Here is a 26,206-nt window from a genome sequence, read left to right as displayed (position 1 = left end):
AAACACTCGCGGGGATAGGTGTAGAGCCAGGTCCTGCCTGGCTGCACGGAAACAATGGAGAATCAATTGTTCAACGCATACATCACGATGTTGACGGCAAAACGGGTGTTGTCTTCGGCCAGGAACCGTTTGTTGCGCCAGTCGTAGTCCCACTCGCAGCCGTAATCCTTGTTGCTGTAGAGCACGCCCAACCGACCGTCGACCTCGATGCCCTTCAGGTAATCGTGCACCAGGTCGTCGCCCCAGCCATTGAGCTCGAAGCCGGTGGCCGGCGGCCCGTCCGGGAAACGGAAGAAGCTCCGGTACAACGCGTGGTTGTTGGGCAGCTTCTTCAACGCGGCCGCGCCGAACAGCTTGGCCATCTGTGCCTCGAACGACTTGGCGAACAGGCCGTCGATATCGTGGTTGCAGTCATCCACGAACACGAAGCCGCCGTTGCGCACATAGCGCACGAAGTTCTGCCGTTCGGCCGCATTGAATTCGACCAGCGTATGCCCGGCCAGGTAGCAGAACGGCGCTTCCAGCATGCGCGGGTCCGACAGCGCGACCACGTGTTCGGTCGGATCGACCCGCAGCGAGGTGTAATCGATCAGCGAGGTGACCACGTTGGACGGCATGCGCGCATCCACGTCCCAGTCGCCGGAATCGTACTTGAGGCGGGTGAACCAGAAGTCGTACCGCCCGGCCTGCGCACGGGCGAACGAGGGCAGGGCCGCCAGGGCGGCCCCGCCAAGCATCAACCGCAGGAACTGCGCGCGGTTCATCGCCGCGCGGCGTCCCCAGGGCGGCCGCTGCTACCGCGTTCCATCAGACGGCGTCGGACAGCGAGGTGAAGGTGAAGTCGCGCAGCTTCATCGGCGGAATCATCATCACGAAGCTCGACTCGTCACCGGCCACGCGCACCGGCTTGCCCAGCTCTTCGATGTTGTTGAGCATGATCACCGGCGATTCGTTGAAGCGGAAGTTCTTCACCGGGTACTTGATCTGGCCGTTCTCGATGTAGAAGGTGCCGTCGCGGGTCAGACCGGTGAGCAGCACGGTCTGCGGGTCGACCATGCGGATGTACCAGGTGCGGGTGACCAGGATGCCCTTCTGGGTGCCGCGGACCAGCTCGGCGGTGCTCTTGTCGCCGCCGCTCATCAGCAGGTTGCCCGGGCTGGCGTTGGCGGTCTTGCCCTGCTTCTGCGCCCAGAAGCGCGAGTAGTCCAGGTTGGCGACCTTGCCGTTCTCGATGATGGCCAGCTTGTTGCGCGGCAGGCCCTGCTGGTCCCACGGCAGCACCGGTGCCTCGGGGTGCCACGGATCGGCATACATGTTCACGCGCGGGTCGTAGACCTGCTCGCCGAGCTTGTTGCCGCCGCCCTTTTTGGACAGGAAGCTGCGGCCTTCATCGGCCGAACGCGCGTCGAAGAAGTTCATCATGAAGCTGATCAGGCCGGCGGCCGCCGCCGGTTCCAGGATCACGGTGTACTTGCCCGGCTCCAGCGCCTTGGCCTCGGACGACTCGGTGGCCTTGCGCATGGCGATGCGCACGTCCTGGTCGGCCTTGAAGTCGGCAGCGTCCTTGAGGTTGCGGCCGACCCAGCCCGACCCACGCCCGTCTTCGGTGCGCACGGTGCAGGTGTAGTCGAAGTTGGTGGTGCGTTGGTAGCCGAAGTTGCCATTGCTGTTGGCGGTGGCCTGGAAGCCCTGGCCGTCTTCGAGGAAGCCGGCGGCGATCAGGCCGTTGCCACGGCATGGCGCGATCGAGTCGGCGGCGACCTTGGCGCGGAACGCCGGATCGATGGCCGCGGTGGAGGTGCTGAAGGTGGGGCTGGCGGTGTACGCCTGCTTGCCGATGGCCGGCAGGAACTCCGGGTTCTCCGGGGCCAGCTTGGCCAGGTCTTCGGCGCGGCGCACCACGCGTTCCAGCGCGGCATCGTCGAACTCGTTGATCGATGCGGTACCGACGCGCTTGCCGAACGCCACGGTGACGGCCAGCTCGGTGTTGTCGACGATGCCGCTGGTGGAGACGTTGTTCAGCGCGAAACGGATGTTGCCGTTGATCGAGCCGGCCAGCACCGCGGTGGTCTCATCGGCCTTGGACAGCGCGATGACCTTGTCGAGGATGGCCTTGGCCTGGGCTTCGGTGAAGATACTCATGAATTAAGGCTCCTGACCGGTCAGCCGAGGCTGCGCGCGGTGTTGATGACGTTGATGCCGTTGAAGCGCGCGGTGGACGAGCCGTGCGAGACCGCCGAGACCTGGCCCGGCTGGCCCTTGCCGTCGAAGAACGAGCCGCCCAGGCGGTAATCGCGTTCGTCGGCGACTGCACTGCAGGCGTTCCAGAATTCCGGCGTGCGGATCTGGTAGGCCACGTCCTCGAGCATGCGGGTGATCTGGCCGTTCTTGATTTCATAGAACAGCTGGCCACCAAACTGCGCGTTGTAGCGCTGCTGGTCGATCGAGAACGAACCATCGCCGATGATGTAGATGCCGTTCTCCACGTCCTTGACCAGGTCGGCCACGCTCAGCGGGGTCTTGCCCGGTGCCAGGGAGACGTTGGCCATGCGCTGGAACTGCACGCTGGACCAGGAGTCGGCGTAGCAGCAGCCGTCCGATTCGGTCTTGCCCAGGATATGGGCCTGGTCGCGGATGGTCTGGTAGTCGACCAGCTTGCCGTTGCTGATGAGGTCCCAGCGCTTGGTCTTGACGCCCTCGTCGTCGTAGGCGACGGCGCCGAGGCTGCCGGTCTGGGTCTTGTCGGCGAAGATGTTGACCAGGTCGCTGCCGTACTGGAAGTGCTGCTCGCGCTTGTCCAGGGTGGCGAAGCTGGTGCCGGCGTAATTGGCCTCGTAGCCCAGCACGCGGTCCAGTTCGAGCGGGTGGCCGACGGATTCGTGGATGGTCAGCCAGGTGTGCGACGGGTCGAGCACGAGGTCGTACTTGCCCGGCTTCACCGACGGCGCCTTGAGCTTCTCCTGCGCCTGCTTCGCCGCCGCGATGGCGTCTTCCTTCATGTCGTAGGACGAGCTGTAGTTGACCACGCCATTGGGCGTGAGCACCTTGCCTGCCGCCGCGCCGTCCAGGTATTCGTAGCCCATGCCCATCGGCGAGGACAGGCCTTCGCGGGTGCGGAACTTGCCGCTGGCCTTGTCGATGGCGGTGACCGTCATCGGTGCCCAGATGCGGTGCACGTCCTGGTCGATGTAGGAGCCGTCGGTGGACGCGAAATATTTCTGTTCGTTGACCAGGAACAGCATTGAATTGACGAAGCTGGCACCGGCGCCGATCGCGGCGGCATTGACGTCCAGCAGCAGCTCGACCTTCTCCTTGATCGGTACGTCCATCGCGTTCTTGCGGATCGGCGTCTTCCAGCTCACCTCGCCAACGCCGGGTGCGGCAGCCAGCTGCACCGGCGCGGTCTGCACGCCGGCATTGGCCTTGGCGATGGCCACCGCCTGCTGGGCGGCGCGCGCCACGTCGGTGGGGCTGAGCTGGTTGGTGGCGGCAAAGCCCCAGGCGCCGTTGACGATCACGCGGATGCCCACACCGGTGGATTCGGTGTTGACCACGTTCTGCACCTTGTCCTCGCGGGTGATCACGAACTGGCGCAGGTAACGCCCGATACGCACGTCGCAGTACGTCGCGCCGGCCTGGCGCGCGGAGGCCAGGGCCGCATCGGCCAGGCGCTTCTTCAGCGCCGGGTCGAGCGTGCTGTGCAGCTGCTCGGCGGCGATCACCTTGCCGAAGAACGACGGCACGATGAGTCCGCCAGCAGTAAGCCCGGTCAGGGCAAGGAAGTCACGTCTTTGCAAGGCAGCTCTCCACGTCGGTGTGGGGGGGGCGGAAACAGCGTTGGTTCGATTCTTGCGGGCGCAGCGGTCCAACGGTAGTGACGTTTGGCACGGTGGCCGGGCGGGTCAGCCCAGGCTGCGTGCGGTGTTGATGATGTTGATGCCATCGAAGCGGCTGGTCGCCGAGCCGTGCGACACCGCCGAGACCTGCCCCGGCTGGCCCTTGCCATCGAAGAACGAACCGCCGAAGCGGAAGTCGCGCTCGTCGCAGATCGCCGTGCAGGCGTTCCAGAACTCCGGCGTGCGGATCTGGTAGGCCGCGTCTTCAACCATCCCGGCGATCTGGCCGTTCCTGATCTGGTAGTAGAGCTGCCCGCCGAACTGCGCGTTGAAGCGCTGCTGGTCGATGGAGTACGAGCCGCGGCCATGGATGTAGATGCCGTTCTCCACGTCCTTGATCATGTCGGCCACGCTCAACGGGGTCTTGCCCGGGGCCAGTGAGACATTGGCCATGCGCTGGAACTGCACGCTGGACCAGGAGTCGGCGTAGCTGCAGCCGTGCGATTCGGTTTCCCCCAGCAGGTGCACCTCGTCGCGGGTGGCCTGGTAGTTGACCAGGATGCCGTCCTTGACCAGGTCCCAGCGTTTGGTCTTGACCCCTTCGTCGTCATAGCCGACCGCGCCCAGGCTGCCGGGCGAGGTCTTGTCGGCGAAGAAGTTGACGCGTTCGCTGCCCCAGCGGTAGCCCGCATCCCGCTTGTCCAGGGTGGCGAAGCTGGTGCCGGCATAGTTGGCCTCGTAGCCCAGCACGCGGTCGAGCTCGAGCGGGTGGCCGACGTTTTCGTGGATGGTGAGGAACAGATTGGAGGGGTCCAGCACCAGATCGTACTTGCCCGGTTTCACCGACGGCGCCTTGAGCTTCTCGCGGGCGTGGCGGGCGGCGGCGATGGCGTCCTCGACCGGGTCGTAGGAGTCGCGGTAGGCGGTAAGGCCACCCGGCAGCGCGATCTTGCCGCGCGCGTCGCCCTCGAGGAATTCGTAGCCCATGCCCATCGGCGAGGACAGCCCGGCGCGGGTGCGGAACTTGCCGGTGCTCTTGTCGATCGCGGTGGCGGTGAACGGCAGCCAGATCCGGTGGACGTCCTGGTCGATGAAGGAGCCATCGCTGGAGGCGAAGTACTTCTGCTCGTTCACCAGGAACAGCGTGGAGTTGATGAAGTCGGCGCCGGCGTTGATCGCGGCCGCGTTCAGGCTGAGCAGCAGGTCGACTTTGTCCTGGATCGGCACGGCCATGGCGTTCCGACGGATCGGCGTCTTCCAGCTCACCTCGCCTGCGCCGGTGACCGGGGCCAGCTGCACCGGGCGGGTCTGGATGCTGGCATTGGCCTTGGCGATGGCGGCCGCCTGCGCGACCGTGGCCAGGACCGCCGCCGGGGTCTGCTGGTGGGTGGCGGCGAAGCCCCAGGCGCCGTTGACGATCACCCGGATGCCGATCCCCGACGACTCGCTGTTGGTGACATTCTGTACCCGCGCCTCGCGGGTGATCACCGACTGGTTGAGGTAGCGGCCAATGCGCACGTCGCAGTAGCTGGCCCCGGCCCGTTTGGCGGCGGCCAGTGCAGCTTCGGCCAGCGCTTTGTTGCGGACCGCGTTGACCGGCTCGAGCAGCTGCTCGGCGGCAATCAGGCGGGAGTGCGGCAGCATCAGGCCAGCCAGGCCCATACCAGACAGCGTCAGAAACTCTCGGCGTTGCACAGCTTGCGATTCCCCGGGTAGGCGCCTGCGGAGCGCGGGCGACAATGAACAGCCCTCGACTTTCGGTGGCCCCCGGCGGTGGCACAAGTGACTGCGGTCATGGTTGGATGTGCGTTGTTACGACATTTTGGAAGCGACATGACCCAACAGCGCTGGTCCGAGGCCTGTGAGCGCAACCGCGACCCGATCCTGGCGGCGCTGCGCCCGCACCTGCGCGACCGCCGGCAGGTCCTGGAGATCGGCAGCGGTACCGGCCAGCACGCCAAGTACTTCGCCGCCCAGCTGCCGCACCTGCTGTGGCAGGCCAGTGACCATCCCGACCATCTGCCCGGCATTGCCGAGCGCCTGGCTGGGGCCGCCCTGCCCAACGCGCCTGCACCGTGGCCCCTGCAGGCGGTGCTGGCACCCGTGCCCGGGCTGGCGCCGCTGCCGGCCGACCGGCTGGGCTTCGATGCCGTGTTCAGTGCCAATACGCTGCACATCATGAGCTGGCGGCACGTGCAGGCGTTGTTCGCCGGACTGCCCGCGGTGATGGCCGACGATGCGCTGCTGTGCGTGTATGGGCCGTTCAATTACAACGGTAACTACAGCAGTGACAGCAACCGGCAGTTCGACGGGTGGCTGAAGGCGCGGGATCCGGACTCGGGCATCCGGGATGCCGAGGCGGTGGATGCGTTGGCGGCTGCGCAGGGGCTGGCGTTGATCGAGGACGTCGCGATGCCCGCAAACAACCGGTTGCGGGTGTGGCGGCGCGGGTAATCAGACTTCGCTGGAAAATCTGGCAAGGCATCGCGCGCAGCTGGCGGCGATCTCCTGGACCAGCGTCTCCAGAATGGGATGCGCGATATCTTCGTCTTCCAACTGCAGGCGCTGCTCCTCGGCAACGGCGGGCAGCTCCAGCGCCATGCGGGCCAGCATCTCCATGGCCATGGCCGGCGCAAGGCGCATCGCGGTAGCAGTGGCCTGCCAATCACGCAGCGTGATGTCCCACCAGCGATAGTGGCTGCCAATCTTCATGGCGAGCTTGATCTTGCGCTTCTGAAGCTGTGGGTAGGGCAGGGTGCTGGAAATGTCGTACAGCGGTGCCAGGCGGACCTGCTCGCTGTCCAGAAGCAGCGAGTAGTTCTTGGCGTGGGCATCGGTCCCGCCGATCAGGTAGTTGAAGGCCAACGCGTTGAAGAGCATTGCCACGTCCTGCTGTGGATGGCTGCCGTGCTGCCAGAGGATATCGGCCATGTCTGCCGCGCCCGGCCCGCCCTGATTCTGGTATTTGATCTGCGGCATGACGCCCAGCGCCTGGCAGAAGTCTTCCTGATGAATGCGGGTCCATCCGTCGGCGGTACGCGCGCGGTCGTAGCGTTCGACGCAGATGGCGGACTCGCCCTCGATCTCGATCTTCTCTGAATGCGCGGCCGGCATGCCCATCGCGCGGGCCAGGCGCAGGCAGAACATCTCGTTCTCGACAAAGCCGCCGTAATCGCCGCCGGGTGGTTTGAGGATGTGCGTGGTGGGAATGCGACCGCTGGGCACGGCCCAGCCATCATCCAGTTTAAGCAGGGCAATCTTGGCCTGCGCACCGGCAAGACTGAACTGACCGATATCACCGAGCCAACGCCCACTGCCAACGTCGCGCCGGACCTGTGAAAGGCGCGAGGCGACCTGCGCGTCGCTCAGGGGCTCGATACCATCGGCTTGGCCTGCAATGACCGCCTCTACGCGGTCGGGGGCAACGAACTGGACGGCGCCAGCGCAGTCCTCGCCCACGTGTGCAAGCAGGGAAACAGGATTGCGAGCCGAAACGTGGAAGCGCGACGCCCAACCCTGCAGCGTGGTGTCGTTGTCAGGCAGCAGTCCCCATGCGACGGCCGCTACTGCGCGGGGCGCGTGGAATGCGGCGGTCAGCGGCAGGCACAGCGACAACGGGAAGGCGCCGCCAGCGTCCCGCCACTCCGGGCTGTACGCGAAGTGTGGGGTGCCGTGTGCATCCTGCCGCAACGTGCCCATGGGTACACCCTGCATCAGCACGTGCAGGCTCATTTCGTCGTCCGACGCTTACCCGCATACGGCTTGGGCGTCTCGTGGACGCTCGGCGTCTCCTCGGTGCGCTGGCTACCGGTGGCGGCGCGCGCGCGTTCCAGGATCTGGGCATACGACAACGGCGCGCGATGGGGGGCTGCCCGGGGCGATGCCCCAGGAACCTCGCGGTGGTGGTCGAGGATGTCATCCAGCCCGGCGCTGGGGATCGTGATACGGGCGGCCTCCGCCTGCTGATCCACGGCAGCCAGCTTCAGGCCAAGCACGTTCATGACCCGCAATACCAACTGCAGCTCTGCACGCGGTTTGCCTTTTTCGATATCCACAACCCATTGGCGGCTGACGCCGCATTCATCGGCCAGGCGCGCCTGGTCCCATCCCAGTGCCTTTCGGCGCTGCCGGATGATGTTGCCTACATCTTCCGCTGTCCTGAACATTGCCATGACGGGAATGTAACCGAGCGAACACACTCCCGCAAGTGTCTTCGAACGCGGACATTTCAATGACAGAGGGCGATTCCATCTGTCCATTCAATTGCCGTGTCTTCGATCGACTACATTTCCCGCGAAGTCACCGATCGAAGATATTCGTGGAATATCTGCGTTCGGTGACATTTCCCTGGCGTCGCGGGGCAACCTGTGGGTTGCCTTTTGCGAAGGCACCCCATGTGTTGCGTCCCGTGTTGGGCAGGGGGGTTACGCCACCTGCACGATATGCAGCGCCTTGGGGTTGCGCCACTGCGCCAGCAGCGTCGCTTCACGCGCCTTGGCCTTGTTCAGGTGCGCTTCCTTTACATGACCATAGCCGCGGATGTGCTCGGGGATACTGGCAATCTCCACCGCCAACGCCACGCGGTCATCGCTCAGCCCCTCCAGCAGCACCGCCACGGTCTGCTCGTAATCGGCGATCAGCTGGCGCTCGCCCCGGCGCTCTTCGGTGCGGCCGAAGACGTCGAACGTGCCGCCGCGCAGGAACTTCAGCTTCGCCAGCAGACCAAAGGCCTTGAGCATCCACGGCCCGTACTCCTGCTTGATCAGCCGGCCCTGCTCGTCCTTCTTCGCGAACAGCGGCGGGGCGAGGTGGAAGCGCACTTCGAAGTCACCCTCGAACTGCTGCTGCAGGCGGCGCTGGAAGTCGCCGCTGGTGTACAGGCGCGCCACTTCGTACTCGTCCTTGTAGGCCAACAGTTTGAAGTAGTAGCGGGCCACGGTCTCGGTCAGGGCGGTGCTGCCGGCCTTGTCCCATTCCACCGCACGCACCTTCTCCACCAGCTGGCGGTAGCGGGCGGCGTAGGCGCTGTCCTGGTAGTCGGTGAGGAAGCGCACGCGGCGCTCCACCAGCTCGTCCAGCGAGCGCGACAGGCGCTCGTCGTCCAGCGGCAGGAAGGCCACGTCGCCGCTTCCGCCATGCCCCGGCAGGCCGCGCAGCTCGCGCTCGTCGCCGGTCTCGCGCGGCGCCGCAGTGGCGCCCCATTCGTTGCCTTCCCATTCGCCCGGCGGCAGGTCATGCAGCGGACCTGGCGTGCGTTCGGCATCGGTGTGGCCGTTGCGGACCAGACCGGCGGCCTGCTGCACCGCCTGCGGATCGACAGCGGCCAGTCGGCCCCATGCGAACGCCTGCTGGTTCATGGCCACCGCCGCGCCGTTGAGCTCCACGGCACGCATCAGCGCCTCGAACGAGATCGGCACCAGCCCCTGCTGCCAGGCGTAGCCCAGGATGAACAGGTTCGACGCGATCGCATCGCCGAGCAGCGCGGTGGCGAGCTGGGTGGCATCGAGCAGCAGTGGCTCGCGGCCGCCCAGCGCCACGCGGATGCCGGCGATGATGTCGGCGGCGGGGAACTGCATGTCCGGGCGGGTGGTGAAGGTGCCCGGCATTGCTTCATACGTATTGAGCACCACCTGCGAACGCTCGGCGCGCACCTTGGACAGCGCCCAGTAGTCGTTGACCACCACCATGTCGCAGCCCAGCACCAGGTCCGCTTCGCCGGCCGCGATGCGCACTGCATGGATGTCCTCGGGGGTCCGGGCGATGCGGATGTGGGTGGTCACCGCGCCGCCCTTCTGGGCCAGCCCGGTCTGATCGAGCACGCTTGCGCCCTTGCCCTCCAGGTGGCCGGCCATGCCCAGCAGTGCGCCGATGGTGACCACCCCGGTGCCACCGACGCCGGTGATCAGGATGTTCCAGGGCTGCTCGAGCGTGGTGCGGAAGGTCGGTGCGGGCAGGTTGTCGAGCAGGGCGCTGCGCTCGCTGCGCGACCCCTTGCGCAGCTTGCCGCCGTGCACGGTGACGAAGCTTGGGCAGAAGCCGGTGGTGCAGGCATAGTCCTTGTTGCAGTTGGACTGGTCGATGTCGCGCTTGCGCCCGAACTCGGTTTCCTTCGGCAGCACCGACACGCAGAAGCTCTTCTGCCCGCAGTCGCCGCAGCCTTCGCAGACCAGCGAATTGACCACCACGCGCTTGGGTGGATCCACCAGCTTGCCGCGCTTGCGGCGGCGGCGCTTCTCGGTGGCGCAGGTCTGTTCGTAGATCAGGATGCTGGTGCCCTTCACCTCGCGCAGCTGCTTCTGCACTGCATCGAGTTCGGCGCGGTCGTGGAATTCCACGCCGTCCGGGAACAGCTCGCGCTTGTTCCACTTGCCGATCTCGTCGCTCACCAGCACGATCGTCTGCACGCCTTCGGCGCGCATCTGGTGGGCGATCTGCGGCACGGTCAGGGTGCCGTCGACCGGCTGCCCGCCGGTCATCGCCACCGCATCGTTGTAGAGGATCTTGTAGGTGATGTTCACCCCGGCGGCGATCGCCTGGCGGATCGCCAGCGAACCGCTGTGGAAATAAGTGCCGTCGCCGAGGTTCTGGAACACGTGCTCGGTGTCGGTGAACGCCGCCTGCCCGGCCCAGGTCACGCCTTCGCCGCCCATGTGGGTGAAGGTGTCGGTGCTGCGGTCCATCCAGGTGACCATGTAATGACAGCCGATGCCGCCCAGCGCACGCGAACCGTCCGGCACGCGGGTGGAGGTGTTGTGCGGGCAGCCCGAGCAGTAATGCGGCACGCGCGGGAAGCTGGCGCGCGGCAGCGCAAGCTCGGCTTCCTTGGCGTCCATCCAGCGCAGGCGCTGTTCGATGGATTCATTGGTGAAGAAGCGCTGGATCCGGCGACCGATGACACCGGCGATCGTGGCAGGCGTCAGTTCATTGGTGGACGGCAGGATCCACGTGCCCTGCTCGTCGTACTTGCCGACGATCGACGGACGCGGGCCGGCGCTGGCCGGCCAGTTGTAGAACTGTTCCTTCATCTGGCGCTCGATGAAGGCACGCTTCTCCTCCACCACCACGATGTCTTCCAGCCCCTGTGCGAAGCGCGCGATGCCGTCCGGCTCCAGCGGCCAGGTCATGCCGACCTTGTACACGCGGATGCCGATATCGGCGCAGGCGCGTTCGTCCAGGCCCAGGTATTCCAGCGCCTGCAGCACGTCCAGGTAGCTCTTGCCGGTGGTGACGATGCCCAGCCGCGCGCGCGGCGAGTCCATCACGACGCGGTCGATGCCGTTGGCACGGGCGAAGGCCTGGGCGGCCTTGACCGCATAGCGGTGCAGGCGCATTTCCTGGTCCAGCGGCGGGTCGGGCCAGCGGATGTTGAGGCCACCGGCGGGCATCTCGAAGTCTTCCGGCAGCACGATCCGGCGCGCGAACGGATCGACCTGCACCGACGCCGAGGATTCCACGGTTTCGGCGATGGTCTTGAAGCCGATCCAGCGCCCGGTGTAGCGGCTCATGGCCCAGCCAAGCAGGCCCATGTCCAGGATGTCCTGCACACCGGCCGGGTTCAGCACCGGCATCATCGCGCTCACGAATTCATCTTCGCTGCCGTGCGGCAGGGTCGAGCTGCGGCAGGCATGGTCGTCGGCGGCCAGCGCCAGCACGCCACCGTGCACCGAGGTGCCGGCGGCGTTGGCATGCTTGAACACGTCGCCGCAGCGGTCCACGCCCGGGCCCTTGCCGTACCACATGCCGTAAACGCCCTGGACCCTGGCGCCCGGGAACAGGTTGGTCTGCTGGGTACCCCAGACCATGGTGGCGCCCAGGTCCTCGTTGAGGCCGGGGGTGAACTTCACCCGGGCCGCGTCCAGGTGCTGGCGGGCCCGCCACAGCTCCAGATCGAAGCCGCCCAGCGGGCTGCCGCGGTAGCCGCTGATGAAGCCGGCCGTGTCCAGCCCGGCCGCCTGGTCACGCAGCCGCTGCATCAGCGGCAGGCGCACCAGCGCCTGTACGCCGCTCAGGTAGATGCGGCCGTCGGTCCGGGTGTACTTGTGATCCAGCGTGTACCCGTCGTCCAGGCCGCCAGCGGCGGGAGCATTGGCGGACGAGGGGGAGGTGAGTTCGGCGGTACTGGTCATGGCTGGCCCGGAATGACGGCTGGCACGGCCCCACGGGTGCGGCCGGAAAGGCCCGGATTGTACCAGTCGCGCCATTTCGGCCCGGCAGCACTCGCATCCGGGGGCGTGCTGCGGTTAGGATCGGGGAGGGAGGTTGTTGTGACAACCTGGGGGAGTTTGTATGGCAGTGGCAAGAAAAAGGCTCGCCGGCCTCGTGCTGGCGGCTGGGGTGACGGTGTTCGGGGCGGCAGCGCAATCGCTGCCGGTGCTGCAGGAGTTCTACTTCGATGACGATGTCGCCGCCGTGGCGCCCGTGGTCGTGCCTGCTGACAGCGCCGATGTCGTCGATCAGTTGATGAAACAACGCGAACGCGGGCGCAAGGCACTGGAAGCAACCGTGCAGCTGGCCAGCGTGGCCTATGCGCAGGGGCGTCCGGAACTGGGGCGCGAGCTCTACGCGGATGCCGAGAAGACCGCGCCGGCCAGCTCGGCACAGGGCCGCATGGTGCGCTGGAACCACGGCTGGGACCTGTTCCGCCAAGGCGATGCCGAGGCGGCGTTGGCGCAGTGGCACAGTGCCCAGAGCGGGATGCGTGGCAACCCGTCGTGGGTACCGCCGACCTTCGCGCTGGCGCTGTGGCAACTGGGGCGCAAGGACGAGGCGGTGAAGTGGTATGCCGCGGCCGTGCGCACCGAGCCGCAACGCTGGAGCAGCAGCGCAGGCTTCGCACAGCAGTTGCCGACCTGGCGCGACACCGAGCGCGCCAGCCTGGCCGACGTGCAGCAGGCGTGGGCGGCACAGCCCCCGGCCTGGCCGTAAGCGCGGGTACCACCGCCGGCTTCGACCAAGGTCGGAGCCGGCATCGCGGTGACTTCCGCTAGGCTGGCGCGATGGCCTTCGATGCATTCGCGCTGATCCTGACCATGCTCGGCCTGGGCATGCTGTTCGCACGGCTGCGCGCGCTGCCCGACAACAGCGCCGAGGTGCTCAACCGGGTGGTGCTGCTGGTATGCCTGCCCGCGGCGGTACTGACCTACGTGCCGCGCCTGGTGCTGGATGCCAGCCTGGTCGGGCTGATGGCCACGCCGTGGTTGTTGATGCTGGTGACGGTGGCCCTGGTCAGTCTGGCCACGCGCGTGTTCGGTTTCGCCCGCGACGTGCATGCGGTGCTGCTCATCTGCGTGGCCTTGGCCAATTCCAGTTTCATCGGCTACCCCATGGTGCGCGCGCTGCTGGGCGACCACGCGTTGCCGTATGCGGTGGTGTACGACCAGTTCGGCACCTTCGTGCTGCTGTCTACGTTCGGGCTGTACGTGATTGCCCGCTACAGCGGCGACACACCGCCGACGGCGCGCCAGGTGCTGGCCCGCATCGCAGGCTTCCCGCCGCTGTGGGCGTTGCTGTTCGCGCTCACCCTGATGCCGGAGCAGCCCCCGGCCTGGATTGGCGCCGGGCTCAAGCAGCTGGCCGATGCGATGCTGCCGCTGGTGATGCTGGCCGTGGGCCTGTCGATCCGGCTGCGGCTGTCGCGCGGAGAACTCACGCCGCTGGGCATCGGCCTGCTGTTGAAGCTGGTGCTGATGCCCGCGCTGGCCCTGCCGATCGCCTGGGCCTTCGGCCTGCAGGGCGCCATGTTGCAGGTGAATGTGCTGGAATCGGCGATGCCGACCATGATCACCGCCGCAGCGCTGGCGATCTCGCACCGCCTGGCGCCCCGGCTGGCTGCGGCGATGGTGGGCTACGGCATTCTGCTTTCGCTGCTGACCCTGCCGGCGTGGGTGTGGGTGTTGGAGAGCGTGGAGCGGACGGGGTAGGTCCGCTGCTTCAAACGCAGCGGACTAACAGTCCGCTCTACAGTCGGCTCTACAGTCCGTACCGGTCGGCGCTACTCATCCGCGCTGACCGTTCGGCCGCGCGCCCAGTCGCGCAGCGCGTTGACCTGTTCGGCCATCAGCACCGACAGCGGGCGGCTGCCGCGGATCTCGGTCATCAGCAGCTCGGTGTCCAGCGTGCGCTCCTCGGCGTGTGCCGCGTACAGCCCGGCCACCACCGCCTGCTCGATCTCCGCGCCGGAGAAGCCATCGCTGGCCGCAGCCAGTGCCGGCAGCGCGAAGTCGTCGGCGTTGAGCTGGCGCCGGCCCAGATGCAGGCGCAGCAGTTCCACCCGGGTGTTGGCATCGGGCAGGTCAACGAAGAAGATTTCGTCGAAGCGGCCCTTGCGCAGCAGCTCGGCCGGCAACTCGTGGACCTGGTTGGCGGTGGCGACGATGAATACCGTGCTCTTGCGCTCGGCCAGCCAGGTCAGCAGGTGGCCCAGCACGCGCCGGGATACGCCACCGTCCTCGCCGCCGCTGGCCAGGCCCTTCTCGATCTCGTCGATCCACAGCACGCACGGCGCCAGCTGTTCGGCCGAGGCCAGCGCGTCGCGCAGGTTCTTCTCGGTTTCGCCGTGGTACTTGTCGTACAGGCTGCCGAAGTCCAGGCGCAGCAACGGCACCCCGAAGCCGGCGGCGGTGGCCTTGGCCAGCATCGACTTGCCGCAGCCCTGCACGCCCAGCAGCAGCATGCCCTTGGGCGGGTCAAGCCCGGCGGGGCCCTGGCCGCCCAGGAACACCGGCCGGCGCTGGTTGACCCACCGCTTGAGCCGGTTGGCCCCGGCCACGTCGGCGAAGCGGGTGGTGTCATATTCGTAATGCAGGTGCCCGGCGCGGTTGAGCAGCTCGAACTTCAGCTTGGCCAGCTGCGGCAGGTCGTCTTCCCGGATCGCGCCGTCGGCGAAGATCAGCTGGCGGGCGATCCGGCGGGCATCGACCAGGCTCAGGCCGCGCAGGTTGTGCAGGATCTTCTTGACCGCGTCGTTGTCGACCTCCACGCGGCGACCGCCGTTCTCGCGCGCATAGGCGGCCACTTCCTCGCGCAGCATCTTGAGCAGCGCGTTGGGGTCGGGCAGGCGCGGGTTGAAGCGGGTTGCCAGCGCTTCCAGCTCGGCCGGCAGTTCCACCTTGGCACCGACCAGCACCAGCACATGGGCCTCGCAATGACGGCGCTGGATCAGGTCGCGCAGTGCGCGTTGGTGGCTGGCATAGCCCAGGTAGGGGTGGAAATCGAGCAGCAGGTAGATGCCCCGCTGGTCGGCCTGGCGGATCATCTGCAGCGCCGAGCTGGCGTCGGGCGGACCGACCGCGTCGTCTTCGCGGTCCATGTCGATACGGCGCAGGCCTTCGGTGATCGACCAGCGGTGCAGCGCCCGCCAGACATGCATCAGGGTCTGGCGGAACAACTCAACAACGCGGCCCTCATCCTGGGTCTCGATGATGATCAGTGGGGTGTTGGCGCGGATAAGCGCGCTGAGATCCTGTAACTCGCTCATACCGGCATGCAGTCCATTGGATTGCGCACGATAGCAAAGCGCCGGGGCATGCAGGAGGTTCAGCCGCGCGACTATCTCCATCACGGACGGCGGTGTACGCTCGGGACACGTTCCCCGGAAGCGAGGCTGGCATGAAGACGATCCTGGTAGCCGGTTCCAAGGGTGGGGTGGGTAAATCCACCGTCGCCACCCACCTGGCGGCGCAGGCCGCCCTGGCCGGCAAACGGACCGTGCTGGCCGACGCCGACCCGCAGGGCTCCAGCACACGCTGGGCCGAACGCCGCGCGGGACTGGAAAGCGCCGTGCTGCCCATCGACGCCACCGGCAAGAACCCCCTCAAGAAGGTGCCCGGCGATACCGAGGTGCTGGTCATCGACGCCCCCGCCGGGGCCCGGGCCGGGGACCTGCAGGCCTTCCTGGACGTCGCCGACGCCGTGGTGGTGCCGGTGCTGCCCTCGGCGCTGGACATCGAGGCCATCGTCGGCTTCCTCAACAGTCTGTCCAAAGTGCCGCGCGTGCACAGCCGCAAGCTGCCGGTCGGGCTGGTGCTCAACCGCACCAAGCCGTGGACCCAGACCTCCCGCCAGGCCTCGCAGATGCTGGAGGAATGGCCGTACCCGGTGGTCGCCCAGCTGCGCGACAGCCAGGGCTACGTCGTGATGACCGGCCTGGGCCGGAGTCTGTTCGATTACCGCTCCGCGCAGGTGCGCGAGCACCAGAGTGACTGGGAGCCACTGTTGCAGTGGTTGAATAACGCCTGATCAGAAAGAGAGCCTTATGCGAGAACTGATACTGCTGCGCCATGCCCACGCCGAACCTGCCGGTACCGGCCAGGCGGACCTGGACCGCCCCTTGTCGCCGATCGGCCTGGCCGAAGCCGAGGCGGCCGGCCGCTGGCTGAAGGAAAACAACTTTCGACCCGATTGCGTGTTGTGTTCCCCCGCGCGCCGCACCCGGGAGACCCTGGAAGCGGTGCTGGACATCACCGGCTATGTGGAGCAGAAGCTCGAAGACGCCGTCTACGAGGCCACGCCCGGCACCCTGATCGGCCTGGTGGCCGACCGCAGTGATGTCGAACGGTTGATGGTGGTCGGGCACAACCCTGGCCTGGAACGGCTGGTGCCCTTCCTCACCGAAGGCACCAGCAGCGATGGCCGCGGCATGCCACCGGGCGGCGTTGCCATCCTGACCTTCGAGGACGACGTTGCCATCGAACCCGGCGTGGCCAAGCTGACCAAATTCTGGTGGCCGTAAGCCGTGGCAGCAGTACGCATCCTGTTGAGCTGTCTGTTGGGTCTGGCGGCGGGGGCGGCGTACGCCGAGCCCCCGGTGCCGGCCTTGCCCCCGGCCCAGACCACGCCAACGCGGGTCCTGGAGCTGGATACGGCACGCTCGCGCTTCGGCTTCGAAATCCGTACCCGGCTGGGCCAGCGCATCGAGGGCGTGTTCCCGCGCTTTGAAGGGCGCATCGACGTATTGCCCGATGGCCGTCACCAGGTCCACCTGCGCATGTTCACCGGGTACGTGGAGATTCCGGGCAAGGCCCGGTACACCGGCTGGATGCGGGGCGAGGAGTTCTTCGACGCCGGTCGCTACCCGGTGGTCGAGTTCGATTCGGTGCCATACCTGCCGGATCTGGTCGAAAAGGGCGGCGGAATCCATGGCCGGCTGATCCTGCGCGGCGTGTCCCACCCGGAGACCCTGCAGGTGGAACCGGCGGCGTGCCCCCGGGCCGGGTATGATTGCGACGTGGTCAGCCGCGGTACCGTGCTGCGTGGCCGGTATGGAATGGACAGCTGGCAACTAGCAGTGAGTGATCGAGTGACCTTCGTCTTGCGTGCGCGTCTCAGTGAGGCGCCGAAACCGTGAATCCAATTCTGCGGGTGTTGGTGCTGGCAACGCTGTTGCTGGGCAGCGGCTGTGCGTCGCTGTCCAACGCGCAGCGCGACCGCGCGGCCGGCATTGCGGCCCAGGCCCGCTCCACCGTTGTTGACTGCGACACACCCGACCGCTGCGCGCTTGATTCGCCGCTGCGTGCGCTGGGCGGGCACGCCTTCAGCGAATCGACCGAGGCTGCCCCGCGCCACTACGCCACCATCCTGGACGAGGGCGAGGTGGCCCTGGTGGCCCGCATCAACCTGATCCGCAGCGCCACCCGCAGCATCGACCTGCAGACCTACATCTTCGACAAGGACGACAGCGCCCGGCTGGTGCTGGACGAACTGCTGGGCGCGGCGCGGCGCGGGGTCAAGGTGCGCGTGCTGATCGACCAGCTCTCGGCCATCTCGGACCTGCAGATCCTGGGCGCGCTGGCCAGCAGCCACCAGAACTTCGAGCTGCGCGTGTACAACCCCACCTTCGGCAAGGCGCGGCTGAACTACGCCGACTATGCCGGCAGCGTGCTGTGCTGCTTCCGCCGCTTCAACCAGCGCATGCACAACAAGCTGCTGGTGATCGACGACGCGCTGGGCGTGGTGGGCGGCCGCAACTACCAGGACGACTATTACGACTGGGACAGCGAATACAACTTCCGCGACCGCGACGTGGTGATCGCCGGCCCCGAGGCGCGTGGCATGGCCGCCAACTTCGACGCGTTCTGGCATGCGCCGCGCAGCGTGCCGGCGGAACGTCTCAATGACGTGGGCCGCACGCTGCTCAAGCAGGGTGCCCCGACCATGCCGCCCCTCGACTACCGCCGCCCGGACCGGGTGCAGCAGGTCATCGAGGAAGCCATCGATGCGGAGTACGTGCGCCGTACCTTCGTCGATACCGCGATGCCGGTCGCTTCGGTACGTTACGTGGCCGACCTGCCGCGCAAGCATCGTCGCGAACGCGCCAGCCAGCCTGCCAACGGCCAGCACGTGACCGAGCCGCAACTGGATGCACTGATCTCGGGCGCGCAGACCGAAGTGCTGCTGCAGACCCCGTACCTGGTGCTGTCCAAGCCCGCGCGCCAACTGTTCGAGGCGCTGCGCAAGCGCGAGAAGCCGCCGCGCGTGGTGGTCTCCAGCAACAGCCTGGCCGCCACCGACAACCCGATCGTCTACGCGCTCTCCTACAAGTACAAGCGCCGCAACCTGCGCGAGCTGGGCTTCAACATCTACGAATTCAAGCCGTTCCCGCTCGACGCGCCGGTCGATTACCGCAACCTGGTGCCGGCGCCGTTGGGCGAGGTGCCATCGGGCGACGGCAAGCGCAGCAGCCTGCTCGGTGGCAGCGCCGCCGGCAGCAACGCGCGTGGCAGCGGCAGCGGCAAGAGCAACCGCCGCAGCGACGGCGTTGCCGTACCGCCTGCGCCGGCACCGGCCGGGTTGGAGACCGGCAGCGACACCGCTGCCGACCCCGACCGCCGCCAAGCCATCGGCGGCAGCGCGGTCGAACGCCGCGTGCTGCGCGCCGAAACCCGCCCCTCGTTCCTGGGCACCAAGGCGGTCAACAAGCCGCTGCCGGTGACCCGCAGCGGCGCGCGCATGGGCCTGCATGCCAAATCGCTGGTGGTGGACCGCCGCATCGGCGTGATCGGGACCCACAACTTCGACCCGCGCAGCGAGAACTACAACACCGAGGGCGCGGTGATCATCGACGACCCGGTGTTCGCCGAAGCCCTGGCACAGAGCATCCTGCGCGACATCCACCCCAGGAACTCCTGGACGGTGGCGCCACGGACCAAGCCACCGGTGCTGTCGGGCCTGAATTACAGCGTAGGCAAGGCGTCCGAAGCGCTGCCGGTGCTCGACTTCTGGCCGTGGCGCTACGCCACCGACTATGAGTTCCAGCCGGGTCCGGACTGCCCCGAACCACTGAAACGGCAGGACGCGGGCTTCCACGCCTGCTATACCGCCGTGGGCGATTTCCCGGAGGTCAACGTGGGGCCCAAGTGGTTGCTGGTGCGCATGCTCACCGCGTTCGGCGCCGGCCTGGTGCCGATCCTGTAACCCTTTCAGTCGCACGGAGACGCTGCATGTCCCTGATATTCCGCGAACCGGTCTCGATCGAATCGCTCAACGCACTCAGCCGCAACACCCTGATCGAGCACCTCGGCATCGTCTTCACCGCGGCCGGCGATGACTGGGTGAGCGCCACCATGCCGGTCGACGCGCGTACCCGCCAGCCCTACGGCATCCTGCACGGCGGCGCCTCGGTGGTGCTGGCCGAAACCCTGGGCAGCAGTGCCGGCAACCTGTGCGTGGACACCCGCGAACAGGTCTGCGTGGGCCTGGAGATCAACGCCAACCACATCCGGGCCCAGCGCGCAGGCACCGTTACCGGCACCGCGCGCGCGGTGCACGTGGGTCGCAGTACCCAGGTCTGGGACATCCGCATCGAAGACGAGGCGGGCAAGCTGGTGTGCACCTCGCGGCTGACCCTGGCCGTGGTGCCGGCGGTACGACCGGCCTGAGCGACCCACCCGGTGGACGCTGTGTTGCGCCGGCCGGGCCGGTGCAGGCGGTGACGCTGTGCCGCAGCCGGTCACCCGCTTGACCGACCGCGGCGACTGGCCGCCGGTTGTCATCATTTTGTCCGGGATCCGCTGGCAGACCCCGCGGCGCTCGGGTATCGTTCGCGGATGACTTCCCCCACTTCGGCCTCACGTGGCGGCGTGGCGCGTGTGTGCCGTTACCTGTACCGCGTACCGCTGCTGCTGGTCCACCTGTTGCTGTTCCTGCCGATGCTGCTGATCGCCATGCTGCCGCCGTGGGGTCCCCTGCGCGTGGGCGAACGCACGTTCGAGCATGCCGCGGTGAACGCATGGTCCGCCGGGTTGATGTGGATCTTCGGCTTCCGCCTGCACCGCATCGGCACGCCGCTGCCGGGCGCGGTGCTGTTCGTGGCCAACCATGTCAGCTGGGTCGATATCTCCATGCTGCACAGCCAACGGATGATGGGCTTCGTGGCCAAGCGCGAAATCGCCGGCTGGCCGGTGGTGGGTTGGCTGGCTGCACGTGGGCAGACCATCTTCCACCAGCGTGGCAGCACCGAATCGCTCGGTGGCGTCATGCAGGAAATGGTCGTGCGCCTGCAGGAAGGCAAGGCCGTGGGCGTGTTCCCCGAGGGCCGCACGCGGGGCGGCCACGACGTGGGCCCGTTCCATGCGCGCATCTTCCAGGCGGCCGTGGAGACCCAGGTGCCGGTGCAGCCGGTCGCGCTGCGCTACGGCCGGCACGGTGACGCACAGACCGTGGTGGCGTTCGGACCGAAAGAAAGCTTCTTCGCCAACTTCCTGCGCCTGCTGGGAGAACCGGCACGCCGGGCCGAGGTGCATTTCCTCGCGCCCATCGGTACCCAGGACCTGGAAGGCCGCCGCCGCATCGCCGAGACCTCGCGTGCGCGCATCGTGGCGGCAATGGCTGCCGAGTAACGCGATGGCGCCCCTTCACGCGCCAGGGTTGCGTTCGGGTGCAGGCTCGCGCCCATGTTGACCGCTGCCGATTACCGCCCGCCGCGTTGGCTGCGCAATCCGCACCTGCAGTCGATGCTCAGTTCCAGCCGCATGCGCATGCAGCGCGGCCTGGTGCTGCTGGCCGCCACCGGCGCGCAGACCGACGAACTGATCCTCGATGGCGGCGACGGCGTGCGGCTGCAGGGCTGGCACAGCCGCATCGAAGGCCGCGAACCGGTCGGCATGGCGCTGCTGCTGCACGGCTGGGAAGGCAGTTCCGAATCCAGCTACATGCGCATGACCGCCGCGCGCATGCTCGATGCCGGCTTTGACGTGGTGCGCCTGAACTTCCGCGACCACGGCAACACCCACCACCTCAACCCCGGCATCTTCCACTCCAACCTCATCGACGAAGTGGTGCACGCCGCCGGCGATATCGCCCGGCGCTGGCCGCAGCTGCCGCTGGTCGCGGCCGGTTATTCGCTGGGCGGCAACTTCGTGCTGCGCCTGGCCCTGCGTGCCCCGGCCGCCGGGGTGCCGCTGCGCCGTGTGGCATCGGTGTGTCCGGTGCTGGACCCGGCCATCACGATGGAGAACATCGAGAACGGGCCGGCCATGTACGACTGGTACTTCCGCCGCAAGTGGGCCGGTTCGCTGCGCCGCAAGCGCGACCTGTTCCCCGAGCTGAGCGACTGGGACGACCGCGTGCTCAAGCTGGACATCCGCGCGCTGACGTCCTGGCTGGTCGAACACCACACCGACTTCGGCACCCTGCAGGCCTACTTCGACGGTTACTCGATCGCCGGTGACCGCCTCGCCGGGCTCGAAGTACCGGCCGACATCCTGATGGCCCAGGACGATCCGGTGATCCCCTACGCCACCTTCAACGGCTGGCGGCTGCCGGCGCATGCCCGGCTGGAGATCGCCCCGTGGGGCGGTCACTGCGGGTTCCTGGAGAACTGGCGCGGCGACGGCTTCTCCGAGCGCTGGGTGGCCCAGCGGCTGGGTCTGGAAGCCCTGCGCTGAGCCGGCGGCGGCGCGCCCGGCGGCGTGCTCTACAATCGGGGTTTGACCCCAAGCCGGACCGTCATGCAAGACAAGATTCTCGAAGCCCTGCGCCGCAACGCGGCCGATGAAGCCGTGCAGCTGGCGCGCGAATGGACCCAGACCGAACCGGAGCAGCCGCAGGCGCACCGTTGGCTGGCCCTGGCGCTGCAGCAGCAGGGCCAGTACCCCGAGGCCCTGGAAAGCCTGCAGCAGGCGCTCACACTGGCCCCGGACAACGCCGACCTGCACCTGCTGCACGCCGGCCTGTTGCTGTCGCTGCGTCAGTTCGAGGCCGCCGATTCGGCGCTGGACCGCACCGCCGAGCTGAATCCCAATGCGCTGCCGGCCTACCTCATGCAGGCGCACCTGGCGCTGGGCCGCAACGACGTGGACGAGGCCGAGCGGATCACCCGTACCGCCGCCCGCGTCGACGAAGAGCACCCGGAAGTGGTCGCACTGCTGGGCATGATCGCGCTGCGCCGTGGCGATGGTGATCGCGCGCTGGCACTGCTGTCGGCGGCCAGCCAGGCGATGCCCAACGATCCGCGCATTCTCTATGCCCTGGGGTTTGCCTACCTGGGCAAGGACATGCTGGCCTTCGCCGAGCAGGCGTTCCGTCGCGTGCTGGAACTCAACCCCGGCATCACCTCGCTGCAGGGCCTGCTGGTCCATCTGGCCTTGCGCCAGGGCAATACCGAGTCCGCCGCTGCAACGATGCGCCACGTGCTGTCAAAGCCGGACACCGACACCCCCGCGATGCGTCGTCTGGCCGGTGAGCTGGAGTTGCAGTCCGGGCAGCCGTTGCAGGCCATCGAACACCTGGTACCGGTGCTGGAACAGTGGCCGGCCGACCGCCAGACCCTGCAGTTGCTGCTGATGGCCTGGCAGCGCCTGGGGCGGGAACAGCAGGCCCGCGAGACCCTTGATGCGGCCTTGGCGGGCAACACCGGCGAGCACAACCTGTGGCTGGCCCGGCTCTCCGTGGAGCCGGTCGGCAGCGCGGACGCCGCTGCCGTTGCGGAACGCTGGATCGAGGCCATGCCCGCGCATCTGCCGGCGCTGGAGACCCGCATGCGCCTGCACGACATGAACGGTGAGGGCGACGCCGCCGAAGCCGTGGCCCGCCGCATCACCGGGATTGAGCCGGGCCGCACCAGCGGCGAAAACCGCGTTGTGGAAGCGCTGCTTGCGCGCGATCCCGCTGCAGCAGTTGCGCATGTGCAGGGCCTCGTTGCCGCTGCACCGGCCGAGATCCGCGCGGACCTGCGTGCGTGGCTGGGTTCCGTGCAGGACCGCGCTGGCCTGCATGCAGATGCGCTGGCGACCTGGGTCGACGTCCACCAGGTCCAGGCCACGCAGCGCCTGCCCTTGCCGCCGCAGGCCAAGGCTCCGCTGGATTGGCCGGAGATGGGCAGCATTCCGGAGGGCGTCTCCGCACGCCCGATGTTCGTCTGGGGGGCGCCAGGTTCGGGGGTCGAACGCGTGATCGCGGCTATCGCCGTCGGCAGTCCGGTAGTGCGCGGGGATCGCTTCGGTCCCAACCCGCCCAATGATGCCTTCCAGAGCTATCACACACTGCAGGAGCTCTCCACCGGCAAGCTCAGCTCCGAACAGCTGGTGTCGCAATGGCGCGATCTGCTGCCCTCGCGGGGCCTGTCCGATGCCAACATGATTGATTGGCTGCTGTGGTGGGACAACGCACTGCTGTGGTCGCTGCGCCCGCAGTTGCCCGAGGGACGCCTGCTGCTGGTGCTGCGCGACCCGCGCGACATGCTGCTGGAGTGGCTGGCGCATGGCTCGCCTGCTCCGTTTGCGGTGAATTCGGTCGGTGAAGCATCCGAGTGGCTGAACCGGGCGCTGTCGCAGGTCGCCACGCTGCACGAGCAGGACCTGTACCCCCATGCACTGGTGCGCATTGATGACATCGGCACCAACCCCGCAGCAATGGCGGACCACCTCGGCCGCCTGTTCGGCGTGCAGCTTGCGCCTGCCCCCTCCCTGGGGCCGGTGCGCCTGCCTGCGGGCCACTGGCGCCAGTACCGCGATGTCCTGTCCGCCGCGTTCGCACAGCTGACCCCGGTCGCCGTGCGCCTTGGCTACCCGGAAGCCTGAGGAGACCTCGTCATGAAGTTGAGCAGTACCCGCCTTACGAACGGCGAACCCATTGCCAGCACCTTCGCGGCCGGCGACGCGGACGGCTTCGCCGCCAACCGCAACCCGCCGCTGGCGTGGAGCGAGGTGCCCGACGGCACCCGTTCCTTCGCGCTCCTGTGCGTCGACCCGGACGTGCCCACCGTGCCCGAGACGGTGGGCCGCCACGACCGCAGCGTGCCCCGCGACCAGCCGCGTGCCGACTTCGTCCATTGGGCAATGGCCGACATTCCCGCCGATCTGCGCGGAATTGCCGAAGGCAGCTGCAGCGAGGGCTTCACCGTGAAGGGCAAGCCGCAGCCGGCCGGTCCGGCCGGTGCACGCCAGGGCCTGAACGACTTCACCGGCTGGTTCGCCGGCAACCCGGACATGGCCGGGCAGTACCTGGGCTATGACGGCCCGTACCCGCCGTTCAACGACGAGCGCGTGCACCGTTACTTCTTCCGCCTGTTTGCGCTGGACGTGGCCACGCTGGACCTGCCCACCCCGTTCACCGCCGCCGACGTGCACAGGGCCATGCACGGCCACGTGCTCGCCGAAGCGGCGCTGCACGGGACGTATACGCTCAACGCGGCGTTGCGCTGATCGGCGGCGCCGCCCGACCCGGGGTGCCCGCTTGCGCAGGCACCCGTTGGGTCATTCCTCCGCGCGTTCGCGGGTGGTCCGGAGCGCGCCCTTGGAGACGTATGCCCAGGAGGGCTTCGGCCCACTGATCGCGAACCGTTTCACGAGCAGTACGTTGCTCAGGCCGTCCTCGTGGCTGAAACCCTCGATCTGCCAGGGCACGCTCACGAACTCACCTTCGCTTGCCAGCATGCTGCCGTTGCTGCCGTAGTGCACTTCCCGAACCTGCAGGCACTGCGCGCCCGTGGGCGATGCACAGGGCGCGGTGCGCGATGCCAACTCCAGGTACAACGTCTCCCCAGGGCTCCCATAGCGTGTCTCCGGTGTTGGCTCCGGAAGGAATACCAGCACCTCCCCATGTGCCGTGCGCCAGGCCAGCGCTCCGTCGTCGGCCTGCGTCAGCGTTGCCGACGAAGAGTGGGTGATCAGGGCAATGGCCCGGCTCTCCTGCTCGGCTACCTCGTCCCTGCAGCCGACGACGGTTCGCTCTCCCTGTACGACGAAGAGATGGCTGCCCTGCAGGCGGTAGCCAGCACCCATGGCGTTGCAGAGATTCAACACGCCCAGCTGGCCCTGCGTGAACCGTACGGCCAGCGGGGGGCGGCCCTCCACGAACAGCGCATCAATACGTTCGCCACGCGCATCCGTCGCCTCGGACAGATGCCAGACATACGCTTCGAGATGTGCATGAGTGGGAGCAGTGCTGGCCACTGCAGCGTTCTGGAACGCGGTCAGCAGCACGATCAGGCACAGCGGAAAAATGTACGGGCGCCTCATGCCTGTCTCCTTGGCGTGCTTGCATTGCAACGAAGAAGGGCAGCCGCAGGCTGCCCTTCAGAAGTTACGGTTTGACCGTTTCCGACTCCACCACCATGTCCAGCACATACGCCTTCGACGAACCGTCGGCCGGCGGGTTGGCGACGTTGAAGCGCTTCACCCGCAGCACGTTGCGCGTGCCGGCTTCGTGGGTATAGCCCTCGATGACGTCGTAGAAGTTTTCGAACGCCCCCGGCGTGCCCTGCTTCAGGCCCTTGTCGTCGAACTGGATCTCACGGGTCTGCAGGCACTGCTTGTCGCGGATCATCGGGTGCGGGCACGGCTTGGTCTGCGCGGCCACCTCGATGAACACCGTCTCACCCGGACCGCCGAAGCGGGTCTCGGCGGTCGCCTGCGGGTTGAACACCAGCACGTCGCCGCTGGCGGTGCGCAGGGTCAGCTGGCCTTCGCCGCCCAGTTCGGTCTTCGATGCGCCTTCCAGGCGTGAGCCCACCGCCTGGTCCAGTGCCATCAGCGCCTTGTCCGTGCAGGCCATCATGGTCGAGGCCATCGGCGAAACGGTCAGGCTGCCGTCGGCCAGGGTATAGCCGCCTCCCATCCGGTTGCAGGTGTTGCTGACCGCCAGGCGGCCGTCGATGAAGTCCAGCGTGACCGGCTTGTCGGCGCGCGCGAACAGCGCATCGATACGCTTGCCGCTGGCATCAGTGGCGCTGTCGAGCACCCAGTGGTTGCCCTGCAGGCGCTGCGCATCCAGCTGCGCCACTGCCTTCTGGTCGGCAGCCGCCGTCGGCGCCGGGGCGAGGTCGTCGCGGCCGGACACGGCCGGGGCCTCCGTGGACGGGTTGCTGCACGCGGCCAGCACGGCCAGCGGCAGGATCAGCATCAGGTTGCGGGTACGTTTCATGGATATCTCCT

At 67.5% G+C, this 26,206-nt stretch carries 22 protein-coding genes; 12 read left to right on the top strand and 10 right to left on the bottom strand.

Translation table 11 applies throughout. From position 1 onward, the window contains the following. Positions 1–62: 62 nt before the first annotated feature. The 4 genes from RT456_RS03175 to RT456_RS03160 all read right to left on the bottom strand — a co-directional run bounded on the left by RT456_RS03175 (position 63) and on the right by RT456_RS03160 (position 5,531). Positions 63–764: a DUF4159 domain-containing protein gene (locus tag RT456_RS03175; RefSeq protein WP_313342374.1), complete on the bottom strand. Its 702-nt coding sequence runs from the start codon at positions 762–764 to the stop codon at positions 63–65. A 43-nt stretch (positions 765–807) separates the two neighbouring features. After that, entirely contained in the window at positions 808–2,142 is a 1,335-nt protein-coding gene (locus RT456_RS03170; protein WP_313342371.1) for a TldD/PmbA family protein, read from the bottom strand. Between the two features lie 20 nt (positions 2,143–2,162). After that, positions 2,163–3,797, bottom strand: a complete 1,635-nt coding sequence (locus RT456_RS03165; protein WP_313342368.1) for a TldD/PmbA family protein — start codon at positions 3,795–3,797, stop codon at positions 2,163–2,165. Positions 3,798–3,902: 105 nt separating this feature from the next. Beyond that, the gene (locus RT456_RS03160; protein ID WP_313342365.1) at positions 3,903–5,531 is read right to left on the bottom strand and encodes a TldD/PmbA family protein; all 1,629 of its coding nucleotides are present in this window, start codon (positions 5,529–5,531) and stop codon (positions 3,903–3,905) included. A gap of 138 nt (positions 5,532–5,669) precedes the next feature. Here RT456_RS03160 and RT456_RS03155 point away from each other — a divergent pair, with 138 nt between their 5' ends. Beyond that, entirely contained in the window at positions 5,670–6,290 is a 621-nt protein-coding gene (locus RT456_RS03155) for a DUF938 domain-containing protein (protein ID WP_313342363.1), read from the top strand. On the opposite strand, the gene RT456_RS03150 is transcribed toward RT456_RS03155, so the two are convergent. The 3 genes from RT456_RS03150 to RT456_RS03140 form a co-directional block, all read right to left on the bottom strand. Then, entirely contained in the window at positions 6,291–7,568 is a 1,278-nt protein-coding gene (locus tag RT456_RS03150; RefSeq protein WP_313342360.1) for a type II toxin-antitoxin system HipA family toxin, read from the bottom strand. It lies immediately after the preceding gene. Beyond that, positions 7,565–8,008, bottom strand: coding sequence for a helix-turn-helix transcriptional regulator (locus RT456_RS03145; protein WP_313342357.1), 444 nt, complete (start codon positions 8,006–8,008; stop codon positions 7,565–7,567). Before RT456_RS03145 ends, RT456_RS03150 begins: the two co-directional genes overlap by 4 nt. A gap of 252 nt (positions 8,009–8,260) precedes the next feature. Then, positions 8,261–11,962, bottom strand: coding sequence for an indolepyruvate ferredoxin oxidoreductase family protein (locus RT456_RS03140; protein ID WP_313342355.1), 3,702 nt, complete (start codon positions 11,960–11,962; stop codon positions 8,261–8,263). 160 nt (positions 11,963–12,122) lie between these two features. Between RT456_RS03140 and RT456_RS03135 the strand changes: the two genes are divergently transcribed. Together RT456_RS03135 and RT456_RS03130 are read left to right on the top strand one after the other, a co-directional pair. Beyond that, positions 12,123–12,761: a tetratricopeptide repeat protein gene (locus tag RT456_RS03135; RefSeq protein WP_313342353.1), complete on the top strand. Its 639-nt coding sequence runs from the start codon at positions 12,123–12,125 to the stop codon at positions 12,759–12,761. A 71-nt stretch (positions 12,762–12,832) separates the two neighbouring features. Further along, a complete protein-coding gene (locus RT456_RS03130) occupies positions 12,833–13,756 on the top strand; it encodes an AEC family transporter (RefSeq protein WP_313342350.1) in 924 nt (307 codons plus the stop codon). Between the two features lie 71 nt (positions 13,757–13,827). Here the strand turns inward: RT456_RS03130 and RT456_RS03125 are convergent, their stop codons facing one another. Next, positions 13,828–15,312: an AAA family ATPase gene (locus RT456_RS03125; RefSeq protein ID WP_313342348.1), complete on the bottom strand. Its 1,485-nt coding sequence runs from the start codon at positions 15,310–15,312 to the stop codon at positions 13,828–13,830. Positions 15,313–15,443: 131 nt separating this feature from the next. Between RT456_RS03125 and RT456_RS03120 the strand changes: the two genes are divergently transcribed. From RT456_RS03120 to RT456_RS03080, 9 genes are all read left to right on the top strand, one after another. Then, positions 15,444–16,073 carry a ParA family protein gene (locus RT456_RS03120; protein WP_313342345.1) on the top strand — a complete coding sequence of 210 codons (630 nt, stop codon included), beginning with the start codon at positions 15,444–15,446 and terminating at the stop codon, positions 16,071–16,073. Between the two features lie 16 nt (positions 16,074–16,089). Next, complete coding sequence (locus RT456_RS03115) at positions 16,090–16,566, top strand: histidine phosphatase family protein (RefSeq protein WP_313342342.1); 477 nt, start codon at positions 16,090–16,092, stop codon at positions 16,564–16,566. A gap of 75 nt (positions 16,567–16,641) precedes the next feature. Then, on the top strand, positions 16,642–17,181 hold the full coding sequence (locus RT456_RS03110; RefSeq protein ID WP_313342468.1) for a YceI family protein: 540 nt from the start codon (positions 16,642–16,644) through the stop codon (positions 17,179–17,181). Then, positions 17,178–19,247, top strand: a complete 2,070-nt coding sequence (locus RT456_RS03105; protein WP_313342340.1) for a phospholipase D family protein — start codon at positions 17,178–17,180, stop codon at positions 19,245–19,247. The genes RT456_RS03110 and RT456_RS03105 overlap by 4 nt, the downstream gene beginning before the upstream one ends. A 32-nt stretch (positions 19,248–19,279) precedes the next feature. Beyond that, positions 19,280–19,711: a hotdog fold thioesterase gene (locus tag RT456_RS03100; RefSeq protein ID WP_313342466.1), complete on the top strand. Its 432-nt coding sequence runs from the start codon at positions 19,280–19,282 to the stop codon at positions 19,709–19,711. A 168-nt stretch (positions 19,712–19,879) separates the two neighbouring features. Beyond that, positions 19,880–20,671, top strand: a complete 792-nt coding sequence (locus RT456_RS03095; RefSeq protein ID WP_313342338.1) for a lysophospholipid acyltransferase family protein — start codon at positions 19,880–19,882, stop codon at positions 20,669–20,671. Between the two features lie 54 nt (positions 20,672–20,725). Then, positions 20,726–21,718: an alpha/beta fold hydrolase gene (locus tag RT456_RS03090; protein ID WP_313342335.1), complete on the top strand. Its 993-nt coding sequence runs from the start codon at positions 20,726–20,728 to the stop codon at positions 21,716–21,718. Positions 21,719–21,781: 63 nt separating this feature from the next. Beyond that, positions 21,782–23,851, top strand: a complete 2,070-nt coding sequence (locus RT456_RS03085) for a tetratricopeptide repeat protein (protein ID WP_313342332.1) — start codon at positions 21,782–21,784, stop codon at positions 23,849–23,851. Positions 23,852–23,863: 12 nt separating this feature from the next. Continuing rightward, positions 23,864–24,475 (top strand): YbhB/YbcL family Raf kinase inhibitor-like protein, encoded by a 612-nt coding sequence (locus RT456_RS03080; protein ID WP_313342329.1) that lies wholly within the window; start codon positions 23,864–23,866, stop codon positions 24,473–24,475. Positions 24,476–24,526: 51 nt separating this feature from the next. Here RT456_RS03080 and RT456_RS03075 read toward each other — a convergent pair whose 3' ends face one another. Both RT456_RS03075 and RT456_RS03070 read right to left on the bottom strand, forming a co-directional pair. Next, a complete protein-coding gene (locus tag RT456_RS03075; protein ID WP_313342326.1) occupies positions 24,527–25,291 on the bottom strand; it encodes a DUF4377 domain-containing protein in 765 nt (254 codons plus the stop codon). A gap of 64 nt (positions 25,292–25,355) precedes the next feature. Next, positions 25,356–26,195 (bottom strand): META and DUF4377 domain-containing protein, encoded by an 840-nt coding sequence (locus tag RT456_RS03070; protein WP_313342324.1) that lies wholly within the window; start codon positions 26,193–26,195, stop codon positions 25,356–25,358. Between the last annotated feature and the right edge of the window lie 11 nt (positions 26,196–26,206).

The organism is Stenotrophomonas sp. (assembly GCF_032099025.1).
In the GTDB taxonomy this organism is placed as follows: domain Bacteria; phylum Pseudomonadota; class Gammaproteobacteria; order Xanthomonadales; family Xanthomonadaceae; genus Stenotrophomonas.
The sequence above is the reverse complement of the archived record's forward strand: the minus strand, read 5'-3'. Positions and strand labels throughout refer to the sequence as shown.

What these genes read in the sequence shown, in the direction of transcription:
- RT456_RS03175 (WP_313342374.1), bottom strand. Translation starts at nt 764, where the DNA reads ATGAACCGCGCGCAGTTCCTGCGGTTGATGCTTGGCGGGGCCGCCCTG.
- RT456_RS03170 (WP_313342371.1), bottom strand. Translation starts at nt 2,142, where the DNA reads ATGAGTATCTTCACCGAAGCCCAGGCCAAGGCCATCCTCGACAAGGTC.
- RT456_RS03155 (WP_313342363.1), top strand. Translation starts at nt 5,670, where the DNA reads ATGACCCAACAGCGCTGGTCCGAGGCCTGTGAGCGCAACCGCGACCCG.
- RT456_RS03150 (WP_313342360.1), bottom strand. Translation starts at nt 7,568, where the DNA reads ATGAGCCTGCACGTGCTGATGCAGGGTGTACCCATGGGCACGTTGCGG.
- RT456_RS03145 (WP_313342357.1), bottom strand. Translation starts at nt 8,008, where the DNA reads ATGGCAATGTTCAGGACAGCGGAAGATGTAGGCAACATCATCCGGCAG.
- RT456_RS03140 (WP_313342355.1), bottom strand. Translation starts at nt 11,962, where the DNA reads ATGACCAGTACCGCCGAACTCACCTCCCCCTCGTCCGCCAATGCTCCC.
- RT456_RS03135 (WP_313342353.1), top strand. Translation starts at nt 12,123, where the DNA reads ATGGCAGTGGCAAGAAAAAGGCTCGCCGGCCTCGTGCTGGCGGCTGGG.
- RT456_RS03130 (WP_313342350.1), top strand. Translation starts at nt 12,833, where the DNA reads ATGGCCTTCGATGCATTCGCGCTGATCCTGACCATGCTCGGCCTGGGC.
- RT456_RS03125 (WP_313342348.1), bottom strand. Translation starts at nt 15,312, where the DNA reads ATGAGCGAGTTACAGGATCTCAGCGCGCTTATCCGCGCCAACACCCCA.
- RT456_RS03120 (WP_313342345.1), top strand. Translation starts at nt 15,444, where the DNA reads ATGAAGACGATCCTGGTAGCCGGTTCCAAGGGTGGGGTGGGTAAATCC.
- RT456_RS03115 (WP_313342342.1), top strand. Translation starts at nt 16,090, where the DNA reads ATGCGAGAACTGATACTGCTGCGCCATGCCCACGCCGAACCTGCCGGT.
- RT456_RS03095 (WP_313342338.1), top strand. Translation starts at nt 19,880, where the DNA reads ATGACTTCCCCCACTTCGGCCTCACGTGGCGGCGTGGCGCGTGTGTGC.
- RT456_RS03090 (WP_313342335.1), top strand. Translation starts at nt 20,726, where the DNA reads ATGTTGACCGCTGCCGATTACCGCCCGCCGCGTTGGCTGCGCAATCCG.
- RT456_RS03085 (WP_313342332.1), top strand. Translation starts at nt 21,782, where the DNA reads ATGCAAGACAAGATTCTCGAAGCCCTGCGCCGCAACGCGGCCGATGAA.
- RT456_RS03080 (WP_313342329.1), top strand. Translation starts at nt 23,864, where the DNA reads ATGAAGTTGAGCAGTACCCGCCTTACGAACGGCGAACCCATTGCCAGC.
- RT456_RS03075 (WP_313342326.1), bottom strand. Translation starts at nt 25,291, where the DNA reads ATGAGGCGCCCGTACATTTTTCCGCTGTGCCTGATCGTGCTGCTGACC.
- RT456_RS03070 (WP_313342324.1), bottom strand. Translation starts at nt 26,195, where the DNA reads ATGAAACGTACCCGCAACCTGATGCTGATCCTGCCGCTGGCCGTGCTG.